Below are 12,232 nucleotides of genomic sequence, written 5' to 3' on the forward strand. Positions count from 1 at the left end.
TCGTAGCCAACCTTGGAACGGGCTGAGGGCCACGTCGCGAGCATCCCCCACGAATTGGGGGCGAGTGCTCACTCCACCAACGACTGCGTCCCCAGCACGATCGCCAGCGCCAACCGCTCGGCGTCCACCGACCTGGGCACCGCCGTGTACGCCAGGATCCGCAGGTCCTCCGGCCCGACGACCAGGGTGTCGCAATCGAGTGTGATGAGCCCGACGTCGGGGTGGTCGATCACCTTGCGGCGGGCCGTCTCGCCCAGGGCCGTCGCACCCGAGTCCCACAGTTCGACGAACCGCGGGCTCGCCGCCCGCAGGTCCCGCACGAGCTGCTGCAACTGCCGGTCGAGCGGGTAGCGGGCCGCGGTCATCCGGAGTCCGGCGACCAGGTTCTCCTCGAACGCCGCCTGTTCCGCGGGCGTGTGCACGGCGCGGCTGCCGGCACCGACCAGGTGCCGCCAGGCGGTGTTCCGTTCGTTCCCGCGCATCCCGCCGATCGGCCCCATCAGGGCTTCGTGCGGAGCGTTGGTCACGAGCAGGTTCCCGGCGGCGTCGAGCACCGCGACCGGGGTGTCCGCCAGCCGGTCGAGCAGCCGCTGCACGCTCGGCGGGATCCGCGACGGCACGACGTCCGCGCCCGGGGCCGCGTGCCCGGCGAGCCGGTACAGCAGCTCGCGTTCGGCGTCCGAGACCCGGAGGGCACGCGTCAGCGCCTCGACCACCTGGGCGGACGGCGACGTCGCGCGACCCTGCTCCAGGCGGGTCAGGTAGTCGGCGGAGATCCCCGCGAGGCCCGCGAGTTCCTCACGCCGCAGTCCCGCCGCCCGACGTCGTGGCCCGACGGTCATGCCGGCCGCAGCCGGGGTGACGTGGTCGCGGAGCCGTCGCAGGGTGTGCCCGAAGTCCGTGTCCGCCATGCCCCCAGTCTGCGCGCACGTCGCGGCCGCGTCCTGGCCCCACCAGTCCTACGACAACCGGGCGACTCCCTGCCGACCGCGTCGAGCGTGACGCTGGACCCATGACAACGACACTCATCACCGGCGCCACCCGTGGCCTCGGCAAGGAAACCGCCCGCCAGCTCGTCGCAGCCGGCCACACCGTCTGGATCGGCGCTCGCGACGCCGACCAGGGAGCGGCCGTCGCCGCCGAGATCGGCGCCCGCTCCGTGCAGCTCGACGTCCGCGACGACGACTCGGTCGCCGCAGCCTTCGCGCACATCGACGCGAACGGCGGCCTGGACGTCCTGGTCAACAACGCCGGCATCGCGATGTGGGGTCTCAACGGACCGGACGCGCTCGCCGTGTTCGACACGAACGCCGTCGGCATCGTCCGCACGACCGAGGCCGCGTTGCCGATCCTGCGCCGATCGGCCAGCCCCCTCGTCGTCAACGTCGGCAGCGCGCTCGGCTCGTTCACGGCGGTCCACGACCCGGACAGTGCGGCGTCGACCGTGCAGGCCGCGGTCTACGGCGCGAGCAAGTCGGCCGTCTCGATGCTCACGGTGCAGTACGCCCGCATCGCACCCGAGGTGCGCTTCGTGGTGCTCGAGCCCGGCTACACGGCGACCGAGCTCGGTGGGGTGCCGAACCCGCACGGTCGCCCCGTCGAGGTGAGCGCGGCGACCGTCGCGGCCGCCGCGAGCGTGGGCCCGGAGGGCCCGACCGGCGTGTTCCTGGAGGACGGCCAGCCGCTCGGGTGGTGACGTCGTGACGGACTGGAGGCACGGTGCCAGCTGGCACCGTGCCTCCAGTCCGCCGTGCGGTCGCGTCTACAGCAGCTGACGCGCGTTGGTCGACGCGAGGTCCAGCAGCTCGTCGCCGCGACCGGACAGCACCGTGCGGATGGCGTAGAGCGTGAAGCCCTTCGCCTGCTCGAGCGTGACCGCCGGGGGCATCGACAGCTCCTGCCGGTTCGCGCGGACGGACACGAGCGCGGGACCGTCGTGCGCGAGCGCGGCGGCCATCGCGTCCTCGAAGTCGTCGGACACGTCGACCTTGAAGCCCTTGATGCCGATCGCCTCGGCGACCGTGGCGAAGTCCGGGTTCTGCAGCTCGGTGCCGTAGTTCACGAACCCGGCGGCCTTCATCTCGAGCTCGACGAAGTTCAGCGACGAGTTGTCGAACACGACGATCTTCACGGGCAGCTTGTTCTGCACGATCGTGATGAGCTCGCCGAGCAGCATCGTCAGGCCGCCGTCACCCGCGAGTGCGATCACCTGGCGGTCCGGGAACGCCGTCTGCGCACCGATCGCCTGCGGGACCGCGTTCGCCATCGTGCCGTGCACGAACGAGCCGATCAGGCGACGCTTGCCGTTCATCGTCAGGTAGCGCGAGGCCCACACGACGGGGGAGCCGACGTCGGGGATGAACACCGCGTCGTCGGCGGCGATCCGGTCGAGCACACGCGCGACGTACTGCGGGTGCAGCGGCTTCTTCCGGCCCGCGGGGACGGCCAGGTCGTCGAGCTTCTCGCGGGTCTTCCGGTAGTGCTTCAGGGCGTTGTCGAGGTGCGTCGTCGGGTGCGACCCGGTCAGCAGGGGGATGAGGGCGAGCGCGGTGTCCTTCACGGTGCCGACCAGGCCGATGTCGACCGGGTGCCGTCGGCCGAGCTGCGACCCGCGGATGTCCACCTGTACGTGCTTCGCCTTGGCCGGGAAGAACTGCTGGTACGGGAAGTCGGTGCCGAGCATGAGCACGACGTCGGCGTCCTCCATGGCGCGGTACCCGGACGCGAAACCGAGCAGGCCCGTCATACCGACGTCGTAGGGGTTGTCCCACTCGATGTGCTCCTTGCCGCGCAGGGCATGCACGATCGGGGCCTGCAGCCGTTCGGCCAGCGCGATGACCTCGTCGTGGGCGCCGGCGACGCCCGCTCCGGCCAGGATCGTGACGTTGTCGGCGCCGTTCAGCAGCTCGGCGGTGCGGAGCAGCTCGGCCTCACTCGGCACGATGCGGGGCGTCGTGCGCTCGATGCGGGTGGTGCGGTCGTCCTTCGCCTCGGCGAGCAGGACGTCGCCGGGGATGACGAGCACCGCGACCCCGCGCTTCTCGACGGCCTCGCGCATCGCGATCTCGAGCAGGCGCGGCATCTGGGTCGGGTCCGCGACGTACTCGACGTAGACCGAGCACTCGCGGAACAGCTCCTGCGGGTGAGTCTCCTGGAAGTAGCCGGAGCCGATCTCGGCGGTGGGGATGTGTGCGGCGATCGCGAGGACCGGGACGCGCGACCGGTTGGCGTCGAACAGGCCGTTGACCAGGTGCAGGTTGCCGGGGCCGCAGCTGCCGGCGCAGACCGCGAGCTCGCCGGTCAGTTCGGCCTCGGCGCTCGCGGCGAAGGCGGCGGCCTCCTCGTGGCGGACGTGCTCCCACCGGATCGTGCCGTCCTTGCGCAGCGCGTCGGTGAAGCCGTTGAGGGAGTCCCCCGGCAGGCCGTAGACGCGGGCGACGTCGTTCTTGCGGAGGGTGGCGACGATGTTCTCGGCAACGGTTGGCATGCCTCCTGTCTACTCGCGGGCGGCTGCGCTGAGTGCTTTCAGAGGCTCGCCGGGCCCGTGGTCGGAGTCCGGGCTGGGACGATGGTCGGATGACCGACGCGCCGCTGCTCCGCCCCCGCCGACCGGAGTCCGACGGCACCGGGATCCTCGAGCCGTCGCCCTACCCGCTCGTCTCCGTCGCGATCGCGGTCATCGCCGTGGTCGTCATCACGCTCGTCGGGTTCGCCCTCGGCACGGTCGACCTCGGACTGTCGAAGGCCCTGAACGCCCTGCACACCGGCGCGATCGGGGCGTTCACCACGGCGGTCTACCACGTCATCAGTCCGGGGCCGGCGATCGGGATCACCGTCGTCGTCGTGGCCGTGATCTGGTGGCGCACCCGGAGTCTCCGCCCGGCCCTGGCCTTCGGCGGCACGATCGCCATCACGTGGGTGCCGTCCGCGGTCGTGAAGGAGATCGTCCACCGCGCCAGGCCCGACGTCGCCGTGCTGCCGCACCCGTTCCCGGTGCAGCCCGACCCCGGGTACCCGAGCGGGCACACCGTCTACATCACGGCGTTCGTGATCGCGCTGATCTGGCTGCTGCGCGAGACCCGGTGGCACCGACTCGCACTGACGCTCGGGGTCGTCGCGATCGTGGTCGTGTTCTTCTCGGTGTCGATCGACGCGGTGCACTACCCGACCGACGCGGTGGCCTCGATCGTGTGGGCGCTCGCCGTGGCCCCGGGGGTGCGGGTGGTGTGGGTCGACTGGCTCATGCCGCGGATCCCGTTCCTGCGGGGGCGGTGACCGGCCGGGTCAGGCCAGGCGGGTGCGACCGCGGGCGACGAGCAGTGCCACGACGGCCACCACGGCGGACGCGAGCATCACGATCGCCAGCGGTGCCGCCGTCACCGAGCCGCCGATGCTGACGAGCGGGGACACCAGCGCCGCGAGCCCGAACTGCAGCGCGCCGAGCACGGCCGACGCGCTGCCGGCAGCGGCGGGGACCGCACCGAGCGCCAGCGCCGTGGCGTTGCCGAGCACCAGTCCGAGCGAGCCGACCGCGGTGAACAGCGGGACCGCGAGCCAGAACACGGGTGCCGCGAAGACGACGAGCAGCGCGAACGCGACCGTCGACGCGAACACCAGGGCGATGCCGAGCGACAGCACGCCGGTGACCGAACGGGTCTCGGTGAGCTTGGCGGACACGATGCTCACACCCATCAGGGCCAGCGCGTTCAGCCCGAACGCCAGGCCGTAGCCGACGGTGCCGAGCCCGATCATGTCCTGGTACAGGAACGGCGAGGCGGAGATGTACGCCATCATCACGGCGAACGCGAAGCCGAACACGGCGATGTAGCCGAGGAAGGTGCGGGAGCGCAGCGCGCGGAGCGGCGAACCGGTGCCCTTCCGCTCTTCGCGCAGCACGTCGCGGTGCGCCTTCAGGTGGGTCTCACGGATGACGGCGAGCACCGCGACGAGCATGACCACGGACAGACCGAGGACGATCGACAGCAGGCCGCGCCAGCCGATCGGACCGGTGAGCAGGCCACCGAGCAGCGGAGCGACGACGGGGGCGACCCCGCCGACGATCATCATGAGCGAGAACGCGCGGGCGGCGGGCTTGCCGGTCGCCAGGTCGGAGATGACCGCACGGCTGATCACCATGCCGGCCGCACCGCCCAGGCCCTGCAGGAGTCGAGCTGCGATGAGCACGCCGATGTTCGGTGCGAACACGGCGGCGACGCTCGCGAGGACGCACAGTGCCGCGCCGGCGATGAGCGGCGGCACGCGGCCGAACCGGTCGGACAGCGGGCCGAAGACGAGCTGGCCGGCCGTGACGCCGACCAGGAACGCGGTCAGGGTGAGCTGCACGGTGGTGGCGCTCGCGCCGAGCTCGGTGGTCATCTGCGGGAACGCCGGCAGGTACAGGTCGGTGGCGAAGGGGGCGACGGCGCTGAGCAGGCCGAGCACCAGCAGCAGCGGTGTCGTGATGCCCTGCTGCCTGGTCGTGGGTGTCGCGGCGTGCGCGCGGATGGTTCCGGTGTCCGTGGTCATTGTTATGAAAGCATAACTCATTACCGATCCTCGGTACAGTACGGACATGCACCCCGCCGTGTCCGACCACGTCCTCGCCGACCTCGCCGACGTCGTGCTGCGGATCTCGCGGGAGATCGACCCGCACGGTGCCGGGGCACTCGACATCGTGCCGCTCACCGGGACCGAGGCGCTCGTGATGCGCTGGGTCGACCGCAACCCCGGCACCTCGCCGAGCGCGACGGCCGAGGCGACGGCACTCAAGCGCAGCAACCTCAGCGTCGCGCTGCGGTCCCTGGTGGAGAAGGGGATGGTCGAACGTCGGCCGGACCCGGACGATGCACGGACCGTGCAGCTGCACTCGACCGACGTGGCACGGGAGAGCATCGGGCGCCTCCGCGCGCACTGGGCCGGCAAGCTCCGCGCCGCGCTCGGCGACGACGACGCCGGGTTGCCCGAGGCCCTCGCGCTGCTCGACCGGATCGACGAGGGGCTGCGCGGGGTCTAGTCCTGCGGGGCGTCGTCCTCGATCGGCAGCAGCCGCCGAGCGCCGTGGCCTTCGTCGCCGAGCGTGTCGCCCGGGTTCACGACCGAGCACGCCCCGAGCGAGACGCAGCCGCACCCGATGCACTGCGTCATCTCCTGCTGCAGCCGCTCGAGTTCCAGCTGGCGGGCCCGGAGTCGTGCACGCCACCGCTCGTTCAGCCGGTTCCAGTCGCGCAGGGACGGCATCCGGTCGGCCGGCAGCGTGCCGAACTGCTCGGCGACCTCGCTGAGCGGGATGCCGAGGCGCTTCGCCACCTGGATGATCGCGATCCGCCGTTCGACGTGCCGCGGGTACATCCGGGTGCCGCCGTCGGTGCGCTCGGGCCGGATCAGGCCCTTGCGCTCGTAGAAGTGCAGGGCCGACGCGGCGACGCCGGTGCGTCGGACGATCTCGCCGATCGGGAGCAGGTCGGTCGGGCGGGGCGGCTGGATCTCGACCATGGTCGAGATCCTACGGTGGATCTCGACGCGACGAACGGGCGGACGGGAGGCCCGTGGCGGGCCCGCCACGGGCCTCCCGTCCGTCCGTCGGTCGCGTCTACCGCTGCTGGAACGACTCCCAGAGCAGGAACGCGGTGAACAGGACGAACGGCGTGCACGCCACCACGTTGAGCCAGCGGTGCTCGACGACCACCGCGACGAACTCGCGCAGGAACGCACTCGGCACGTAGTACGGCGCCGTCGGCGAGCCGACCACCTGCGCCGGCAGGCCGAGCCGGCGGGCCAGGGTGGCGGCGCGGAGCACGTGGTAGTCGTTCGTGACCACGACGACCTGACCGTCGCGCCCGGCCTCGGCCTGCACGGCGCGCGAGAGCCGCAGGTTCTCGCGGGTGTTGCGGGACTCGGTCTCGGGCCGGACGTCGTCGGGGTCCGCCCCGTTCGCCAGGAGGTACTCCGCCATCGCGGTGCCCTCGGCGCGCGGTTCGTCGTCGCCCTGCCCGCCGGAGGGGATCAGCAGCGGCCGACGCCCGGCGGCTCGTTCGGCGCGGTACACGACGAGTGCGCGGTCGAGGCGGCTGCGGAGCAGGGGCGGCACCTCACCGCGGATCAGCCCGGAACCGAGGACGACGATCGTGTCCGGCACGGTGCCGTGAAGCATCCGGCCGTAGACGACGGAGTACACGGCGAACGCGACGAGGGACGCGGCGAAGTACCCGCAGACGAACACCATCAGCACGGCGACCGCGATCCGGGCGCCGTCCCAGAGCGTGAACCCCTCGCCGCTCGCGGACACGAACAGCGCGATCGCCACCGCCGGCAGCACGAACACCAGCACCCCCGCGACCAACGACAGGGTGTTGCCGAGACTGCGCCCCTCGGAGCGGAGCATCCGGAACCCGTTCGCGATCAGGGCCACACCGAGGACGACCACCGCGAGCGGGACGAGCAGCAGCACGGTGCCGACGACCAGGCTGAACCCGGGGACCACGAGCGTCAGCGCGGTCACGGCCGTCGCGAGCGCGAAGAACGCGGCCGCCGTCAGGAACACGCCGTTCCGGAGCATCCGCGGATCGTGGCGCCGTCCCAGGGCGTACAGCAGCAGGAAGACCAGCGCGAAGCAGGCCGGCACCCCCACGGAGGTCATCGGTCGGCCGAACGGAGCGCGGTCATGCGCTCACGGTACCGGCCGCGGGGTCAGGCGACCGCGCGGCGGATCAGGTCGGCGACGGTCGCCTCGTCCGCCTCGGAGAACTCCGGCGTGATCGCCCACGACGTCGGCCAGAACGTCCCGTCGTCGAGTGCGGCAGAGTCCTGGAACCCGAGCGTCGCGTACCGGGCCTTGAACTTCGCGGCGTCCTGGAAGAAGAACGCCGCCTTGCCGTCCTGGTAGTACGCGGGCATGCCGTACCAGAGCTTCGGCGCGAGGTCGGGCGCGACGTCGAGCGCGATGCGGTGGATGCGTTCCGCGAGACCGCGATCCGGCTGGGGCATCTCGGCGATCTTCGCCTCGACCGCGGCGGCGTCCGCTGCCGCCTTCTCCGCCTTGGTGCCCTTCGTGCCGCGGGTGCGTTTGACCTCGGCGGCGTGCTCCTGCATCGCCGCGCGTTCCTCGTCGGTGAAGGTGCCCTCGGTCTTCGTCGTCCGTGCCATGGTGGTGCCCTTCCGTGTCGGTGCGTCGATCATGCACCCGATCACGCTCGCTGCGCTCGCTGCGCTCGCTGCGCTCGTCGCGCTCGTCGCGCTCGTCGCGCTCGTCGCGCTCGTCCGATCACGCTCGTTGCGCCCGTCCGATGGCGCTGGTGGCAGGCTCGGACCATGACCTACATCGCCAGCGACGACCGCTACGACTCGATGACGTACCGCCGCACCGGCCGCTCGGGCCTCGACCTGCCGCTGCTCTCCCTGGGGTACTGGCACAACTTCGGTGACGACGTGCCGTTCGAGACGCAGCGCGCGATCAGCCGTCGGGCCTTCGACCTCGGCATCACGCACCACGACCTCGCGAACAACTACGGCCCGCCCTACGGTGCGGCCGAGGTGAACTTCGGGCGCCTGATGCGTGAGGACTTCCGGCCGTACCGCGACGAGATGGTCGTGTCGACCAAGGCCGGGTGGGACATGTGGCCGGGTCCGTACGGCCAGGGCGGCGGTTCGCGGAAGTACGTGCTCGCCTCGCTCGACCAGTCCCTGCAGCGGACGGGCCTGGACTACGTCGACGTCTTCTACTCGCACCGACTCGACGCCTCGACCCCGCTCGAGGAGACGATGGGCGCGCTGCACACGGCGGTCCAGCAGGGCAAGGCGCTGTACGTCGGCATCTCGTCGTACGACGCGGAACGCAGCCGCCAGGCCGCCGCGATCCTGCGCGACCTCGGTACCCCGCTCCTCATCCACCAGCCGTCGTACTCGATGCTCAACCGCTGGATCGAGACCGAGGGGCTGCTCGACGCCGCCGGCGAGCTGGGCTTCGGCGTGATCGGGTTCACCGCGCTCGCCCAGGGCCTGCTCACCGGCAAGTACCTGGACGGGGTGCCGTCTGATTCCCGAGCCGCCGCCGGCAAGTCGCTCGACGCGTCGAGCATCACCCCGGAGGTCGTCGGGCACCTCCGGGCACTGAACGACGTCGCCGCGGCTCGTGGACAGTCCCTGGCGCAGCTCGCCCTGGCCTGGGCGCTCCGTGACGAGCGGGTGACCTCGCTCGTGATCGGGGCGTCGAAGGTGTCGCAGCTCGAGGACAACGTCGCGGCGCTGGCGAACACCTCGTTCACCGACGAGGAGCTCCGCACCATCGACGAGCACTCCGTCGGCATCACCGACGTCGACCTGTGGGCGGGAGCGCGTGCCGGCGAGGTCTCCTGACCGCGGACCTACGAGCGGTTCGGTCCGGCGCCCACCGGGGTGCGACCGCGGAGTCGCTCGCGGCTGAGCGCCGGCAGCGCGAACCCGGTGTCCCGCTCGAGCACGTGGGTGCCCGGCGCGACGATCGCGTCGATCGCGTCGAGCAGCCCGTCGTCGAGGACGATCTCGGAGGCCTGCACGTAGGCGTCGACGTGCGACACGGTGCGCGGCCCGATCACCACCGAGGACACGTCCGGGTGGGTCAGGGCGAAGGCGACCGCGAGCTCCGACACCGTGAAGCCGGAGTCGTCGGCCAGGCGTCCGAGCCGGTCGGCCACCTCGAGCTTCCGACGGTTCCGCGGGGCGCCGATGTCGTACGCGTCCGGGTGCTCGTCGACGTGCGGTGAGCGTGGTTGGACGGTGCCGTTGCGGTAGGTGCCCGCGAGCCAGCCGCCGGCGAGGGGTGCTCCGGCCAAGACCCCGAGACCGAAGCGGCGGGCGACCGGGAACACCGTGCGCTCCGCCGTGCGGGTGAGGATCGAGTAGGGCACGTGCGTCGCGGTGGCGCTCTTCGACCCGGACCGCAGCCACTGCGCCTCGACGAGCTCCTCGGCCGGGAACCCGGGCAGGCCGAAGGCTCGGATCTTGCCCTGTGCCACCAGGTCGGCGAGGGCGTCGAGCGTTTCGTCGAGCGACGTCGCCGGGTCCGGCAGCGCCGGCTGGTACAGGTCGATGACGTCGGTGCCGAGTCGCTGCAGGCTCCGCTCCACGGCACGGAACATCCACCGCCGCCCGTTGCCCCGGTGCGCCGGGTCCTGGTCGACCGGGGCGCCGAACCGCACCGACAGGAACACGTCCTCGCGCCGTCCGGCGATCGCCGCGCCCACAGCCGTCTCGGCCAGGCCCGCGCCGTCGGCGTCCGAGACGTCGACCGACGTCACACCGCGGGTGAGCGCCTCGAGCACGAGGGTCACTCCGGCCGACGGGTCGTGGGCCGCGACGCCGGAGACGGCACGCGTCCCGAGCGTCAGCGAGCTGACGGGCGCCCCCGTGCGCCCCATGCGTCGCTGTTCCATGCGCGCCACGATATGGGCCGAGCGGGCCGCAGGACGGTCCGGTGACGAAGCATTACCCCTGGCCCCGACCGGAACGGTTGGTACGATGGGAGCAGTTCTGAAACACGCAGTGTGTATCTACCGGCCGCCGGCTCCCCGGCGGACAACGGCGGCACCCGATGGGTCCGCCCCCACCGAACCGGGCCGGGCCGAGAAGGCACACCCCCATGCTCCACACCAGTCCCACCCCGTCCGCGCCCGCCCCGGAGCGCACGGACCCCGCGGCCGGCGCAGACGCCTCGCTCGTCTCCCTCGCCGGACGCTGGTACTTCCCGGTGGCGTTCATCGCCCGCCTGCCGTTCGCCATGATGGTCGTCGGGGTCCTCACCCTCGTCGTGGCCGCGCGTGACTCCGTCGCCCTCGGCGGCGTCAACTCCGCCTCGGTCGGCATCGGTGCCGCGGTGTTCGGACCGATGGTCGGCGCCGCCGCGGACCGGTTCGGCCAGCGTGCCGTGCTCGTCCCCGTCGGCCTCGTCAACGCGGCGCTGCTCGGCGCGTTCCCCTTCGTCGTCAGCGGCAGCGCGCCGGACCTGGCCGTGCTCGCGATGGCGTTCTGCATCGGGGCGTCCGCGCCCCAGGTCGCGCCGATGTCCCGGACCCGGCTCGTCGCCATCATCGCGCAGCGCATGCGACCGGCCCGCCGCGAGAAGACCCTCAGCGGCACGATGGCGTACGAGTCGGCCGCCGACGAGACCGTCTTCATCATCGGCCCGTTCCTGGTCGGCATCCTCGCCAGCGCGATCGCCCCCTGGGTCGCCGTGGCGGGCGCCTCGGCCCTGACCTTCGTGTTCGTGACCGCCTTCGCGCTGCACCCCACCGGCAAGCTCGTGCTCGGGCAGCACGAGGAACTGACCCAGGCCCCGGCCCGCCAGCTCCTGCGTCCGCGGCTCGTCGTCGTGGTCATCGGGATCCTCGGCATCGGCCTGTTCTTCGGCTCGACGCTGACGTCGCTGACGGCGTTCATGGAGACCCACGGCGAGGCGTCCCAGGCCGGCCTGCTCTACGGCCTGATGGGCATCGGTTCGGCCGGACTCGCCCTCGGGTCCGCAGCGTTCCCGCGGTCGTTCGGCCTCGGCTGGCGCTGGCTCGTGTTCGGTGTCGTCCTGCTCGGCGGCGCGATCGCGTTCTCGCAGGCCGACTCCGTCATGGCGGTCGGCATCGTCCTGGCGATCATGGGCGTCGGCATCGGCCCGACCCTCGTCGCCCAGTACAGCCTCGGTTCGGACCGTTCACCGGTCGGCCGGTCCGCGACCACGATGACGATCCTCGGATCCGCCGTGATCGTCGGGCAGTCGATCGCCTCCGCCATCACCGGCGACCTGGCCGAGCAGCACGGCACGTCCGTCGCGATGGTGCTCCCCGCGGCCTCGGCAGCGGTCGTCGTGCTCGCGGCCGTCGTCAACCTGCTGCTGCGGCGCCGTACCGCCGCCTGACGATCAGGACTCGGTGTCGTCGACCAGCAGGTCCTCGTGCCGGTAGTCGTCGGCACGCAGCCCGGCGCGGGCGATCATGTGCGTCGAGACGGGCACCAGGAACAGCTGGAACACCATGATGGGCAGGACGACCCAGAACGCCGTCCAGGTCCCCACCGCGACGACGATCGCGGCCAGCCCGAACGCCAGCCCGAGCACCTGCGGCTTCGCCATGGCGTGCAGCCGGACGAGCGGGTCCGGGAAGCGCACGATGCCGACCCCGGCGCCGAGGGACAGCAGCGAGCCGATGAGCAGCAGGGCGAGCGCGATCCACGCCCGCACGCCGGCGCCGTCGAGGAACGCCTGGATCATCTC

14 protein-coding genes are annotated in these 12,232 nt (G+C 72.0%); 6 read left to right on the forward strand and 8 right to left on the reverse strand.

The genetic code is table 11. The annotated features are described in order from the left end of the window. Window positions 1-68 precede the first annotated feature (68 nt). On the reverse strand, window positions 69-911 hold the full coding sequence (locus tag EDF28_RS04230) for a helix-turn-helix transcriptional regulator (protein ID WP_123937270.1): 843 nt from the start codon (window positions 909-911) through the stop codon (window positions 69-71). A 101-nt stretch (window positions 912-1,012) separates the two neighbouring features. Here EDF28_RS04230 and EDF28_RS04235 point away from each other — a divergent pair, with 101 nt between their 5' ends. After that, complete coding sequence (locus EDF28_RS04235) at window positions 1,013-1,696, forward strand: SDR family NAD(P)-dependent oxidoreductase (RefSeq protein ID WP_123339147.1); 684 nt, start codon at window positions 1,013-1,015, stop codon at window positions 1,694-1,696. A 66-nt stretch (window positions 1,697-1,762) separates the two neighbouring features. On the opposite strand, the gene poxB is transcribed toward EDF28_RS04235, so the two are convergent. Further along, entirely contained in the window at window positions 1,763-3,487 is a 1,725-nt protein-coding gene (gene poxB, locus EDF28_RS04240) for a ubiquinone-dependent pyruvate dehydrogenase (RefSeq protein ID WP_123937271.1), read from the reverse strand. Between the two features lie 89 nt (window positions 3,488-3,576). Between poxB and EDF28_RS04245 the strand changes: the two genes are divergently transcribed. Then, complete coding sequence (locus tag EDF28_RS04245; protein WP_123937272.1) at window positions 3,577-4,275, forward strand: phosphatase PAP2 family protein; 699 nt, start codon at window positions 3,577-3,579, stop codon at window positions 4,273-4,275. A 9-nt stretch (window positions 4,276-4,284) separates the two neighbouring features. Here EDF28_RS04245 and EDF28_RS04250 read toward each other — a convergent pair whose 3' ends face one another. Further along, entirely contained in the window at window positions 4,285-5,526 is a 1,242-nt protein-coding gene (locus EDF28_RS04250; RefSeq protein ID WP_123937273.1) for a multidrug effflux MFS transporter, read from the reverse strand. Between the two features lie 46 nt (window positions 5,527-5,572). On the opposite strand from EDF28_RS04250, the gene EDF28_RS04255 reads away from it, so the two are divergent. Further along, window positions 5,573-6,013, forward strand: a complete 441-nt coding sequence (locus tag EDF28_RS04255) for a MarR family winged helix-turn-helix transcriptional regulator (RefSeq protein WP_260154525.1) — start codon at window positions 5,573-5,575, stop codon at window positions 6,011-6,013. On the opposite strand, the gene soxR is transcribed toward EDF28_RS04255, so the two are convergent. From soxR to EDF28_RS04270, 3 genes are all read right to left on the reverse strand, one after another. Beyond that, window positions 6,010-6,492: a redox-sensitive transcriptional activator SoxR gene (gene soxR, locus EDF28_RS04260; RefSeq protein ID WP_111085894.1), complete on the reverse strand. Its 483-nt coding sequence runs from the start codon at window positions 6,490-6,492 to the stop codon at window positions 6,010-6,012. The genes EDF28_RS04255 and soxR overlap by 4 nt on opposite strands. A 97-nt stretch (window positions 6,493-6,589) precedes the next feature. Continuing rightward, the gene (locus tag EDF28_RS04265; protein ID WP_123937274.1) at window positions 6,590-7,636 is read right to left on the reverse strand and encodes a YdcF family protein; all 1,047 of its coding nucleotides are present in this window, start codon (window positions 7,634-7,636) and stop codon (window positions 6,590-6,592) included. Window positions 7,637-7,686: 50 nt separating this feature from the next. After that, window positions 7,687-8,142: an iron chaperone gene (locus tag EDF28_RS04270; RefSeq protein ID WP_123937275.1), complete on the reverse strand. Its 456-nt coding sequence runs from the start codon at window positions 8,140-8,142 to the stop codon at window positions 7,687-7,689. On the opposite strand from EDF28_RS04270, the gene EDF28_RS19125 reads away from it, so the two are divergent. Both EDF28_RS19125 and mgrA read left to right on the forward strand, forming a co-directional pair. Then, entirely contained in the window at window positions 8,141-8,311 is a 171-nt protein-coding gene (locus tag EDF28_RS19125) for a hypothetical protein (protein ID WP_185094127.1), read from the forward strand. The genes EDF28_RS04270 and EDF28_RS19125 overlap by 2 nt on opposite strands. Beyond that, complete coding sequence (gene mgrA / locus EDF28_RS04280; RefSeq protein WP_123294639.1) at window positions 8,308-9,351, forward strand: L-glyceraldehyde 3-phosphate reductase; 1,044 nt, start codon at window positions 8,308-8,310, stop codon at window positions 9,349-9,351. The genes EDF28_RS19125 and mgrA overlap by 4 nt, the downstream gene beginning before the upstream one ends. Window positions 9,352-9,359: 8 nt before the next feature. On the opposite strand, the gene EDF28_RS04285 is transcribed toward mgrA, so the two are convergent. Next, a complete protein-coding gene (locus EDF28_RS04285; protein WP_123937276.1) occupies window positions 9,360-10,406 on the reverse strand; it encodes an aldo/keto reductase in 1,047 nt (348 codons plus the stop codon). Window positions 10,407-10,612: 206 nt separating this feature from the next. Between EDF28_RS04285 and EDF28_RS04290 the strand changes: the two genes are divergently transcribed. Continuing rightward, window positions 10,613-11,878: an MFS transporter gene (locus tag EDF28_RS04290; RefSeq protein ID WP_123937277.1), complete on the forward strand. Its 1,266-nt coding sequence runs from the start codon at window positions 10,613-10,615 to the stop codon at window positions 11,876-11,878. Between the two features lie 3 nt (window positions 11,879-11,881). Here the strand turns inward: EDF28_RS04290 and EDF28_RS04295 are convergent, their stop codons facing one another. Beyond that, window positions 11,882-12,229 carry a monovalent cation/H(+) antiporter subunit G gene (locus tag EDF28_RS04295; RefSeq protein WP_243648940.1) on the reverse strand — a complete coding sequence of 116 codons (348 nt, stop codon included), beginning with the start codon at window positions 12,227-12,229 and terminating at the stop codon, window positions 11,882-11,884. Between the last annotated feature and the right edge of the window lie 3 nt (window positions 12,230-12,232).

Source organism: Curtobacterium sp. PhB137 (genome assembly GCF_003814955.1).
Lineage (GTDB): Bacteria > Actinomycetota > Actinomycetes > Actinomycetales > Microbacteriaceae > Curtobacterium.

Bases quoted from the DNA above. Each gene is read 5' to 3' on its own strand.
- EDF28_RS04230 (WP_123937270.1), bottom strand. From the start codon at position 911: ATGGCGGACACGGACTTCGGGCACACCCTGCGACGGCTCCGCGACCAC.
- EDF28_RS04235 (WP_123339147.1), top strand. From the start codon at position 1,013: ATGACAACGACACTCATCACCGGCGCCACCCGTGGCCTCGGCAAGGAA.
- EDF28_RS04270 (WP_123937275.1), bottom strand. From the start codon at position 8,142: ATGGCACGGACGACGAAGACCGAGGGCACCTTCACCGACGAGGAACGC.
- EDF28_RS04290 (WP_123937277.1), top strand. From the start codon at position 10,613: ATGCTCCACACCAGTCCCACCCCGTCCGCGCCCGCCCCGGAGCGCACG.
- EDF28_RS19125 (WP_185094127.1), top strand. From the start codon at position 8,141: ATGGTGGTGCCCTTCCGTGTCGGTGCGTCGATCATGCACCCGATCACG.
- soxR (WP_111085894.1), bottom strand. From the start codon at position 6,492: ATGGTCGAGATCCAGCCGCCCCGCCCGACCGACCTGCTCCCGATCGGC.
- poxB (WP_123937271.1), bottom strand. From the start codon at position 3,487: ATGCCAACCGTTGCCGAGAACATCGTCGCCACCCTCCGCAAGAACGAC.
- EDF28_RS04285 (WP_123937276.1), bottom strand. From the start codon at position 10,406: ATGGAACAGCGACGCATGGGGCGCACGGGGGCGCCCGTCAGCTCGCTG.
- EDF28_RS04255 (WP_260154525.1), top strand. From the start codon at position 5,573: ATGCACCCCGCCGTGTCCGACCACGTCCTCGCCGACCTCGCCGACGTC.
- EDF28_RS04245 (WP_123937272.1), top strand. From the start codon at position 3,577: ATGACCGACGCGCCGCTGCTCCGCCCCCGCCGACCGGAGTCCGACGGC.
- mgrA (WP_123294639.1), top strand. From the start codon at position 8,308: ATGACCTACATCGCCAGCGACGACCGCTACGACTCGATGACGTACCGC.
- EDF28_RS04250 (WP_123937273.1), bottom strand. From the start codon at position 5,526: ATGACCACGGACACCGGAACCATCCGCGCGCACGCCGCGACACCCACG.
- EDF28_RS04265 (WP_123937274.1), bottom strand. From the start codon at position 7,636: ATGACCTCCGTGGGGGTGCCGGCCTGCTTCGCGCTGGTCTTCCTGCTG.
- EDF28_RS04295 (WP_243648940.1), bottom strand. From the start codon at position 12,229: ATGATCCAGGCGTTCCTCGACGGCGCCGGCGTGCGGGCGTGGATCGCG.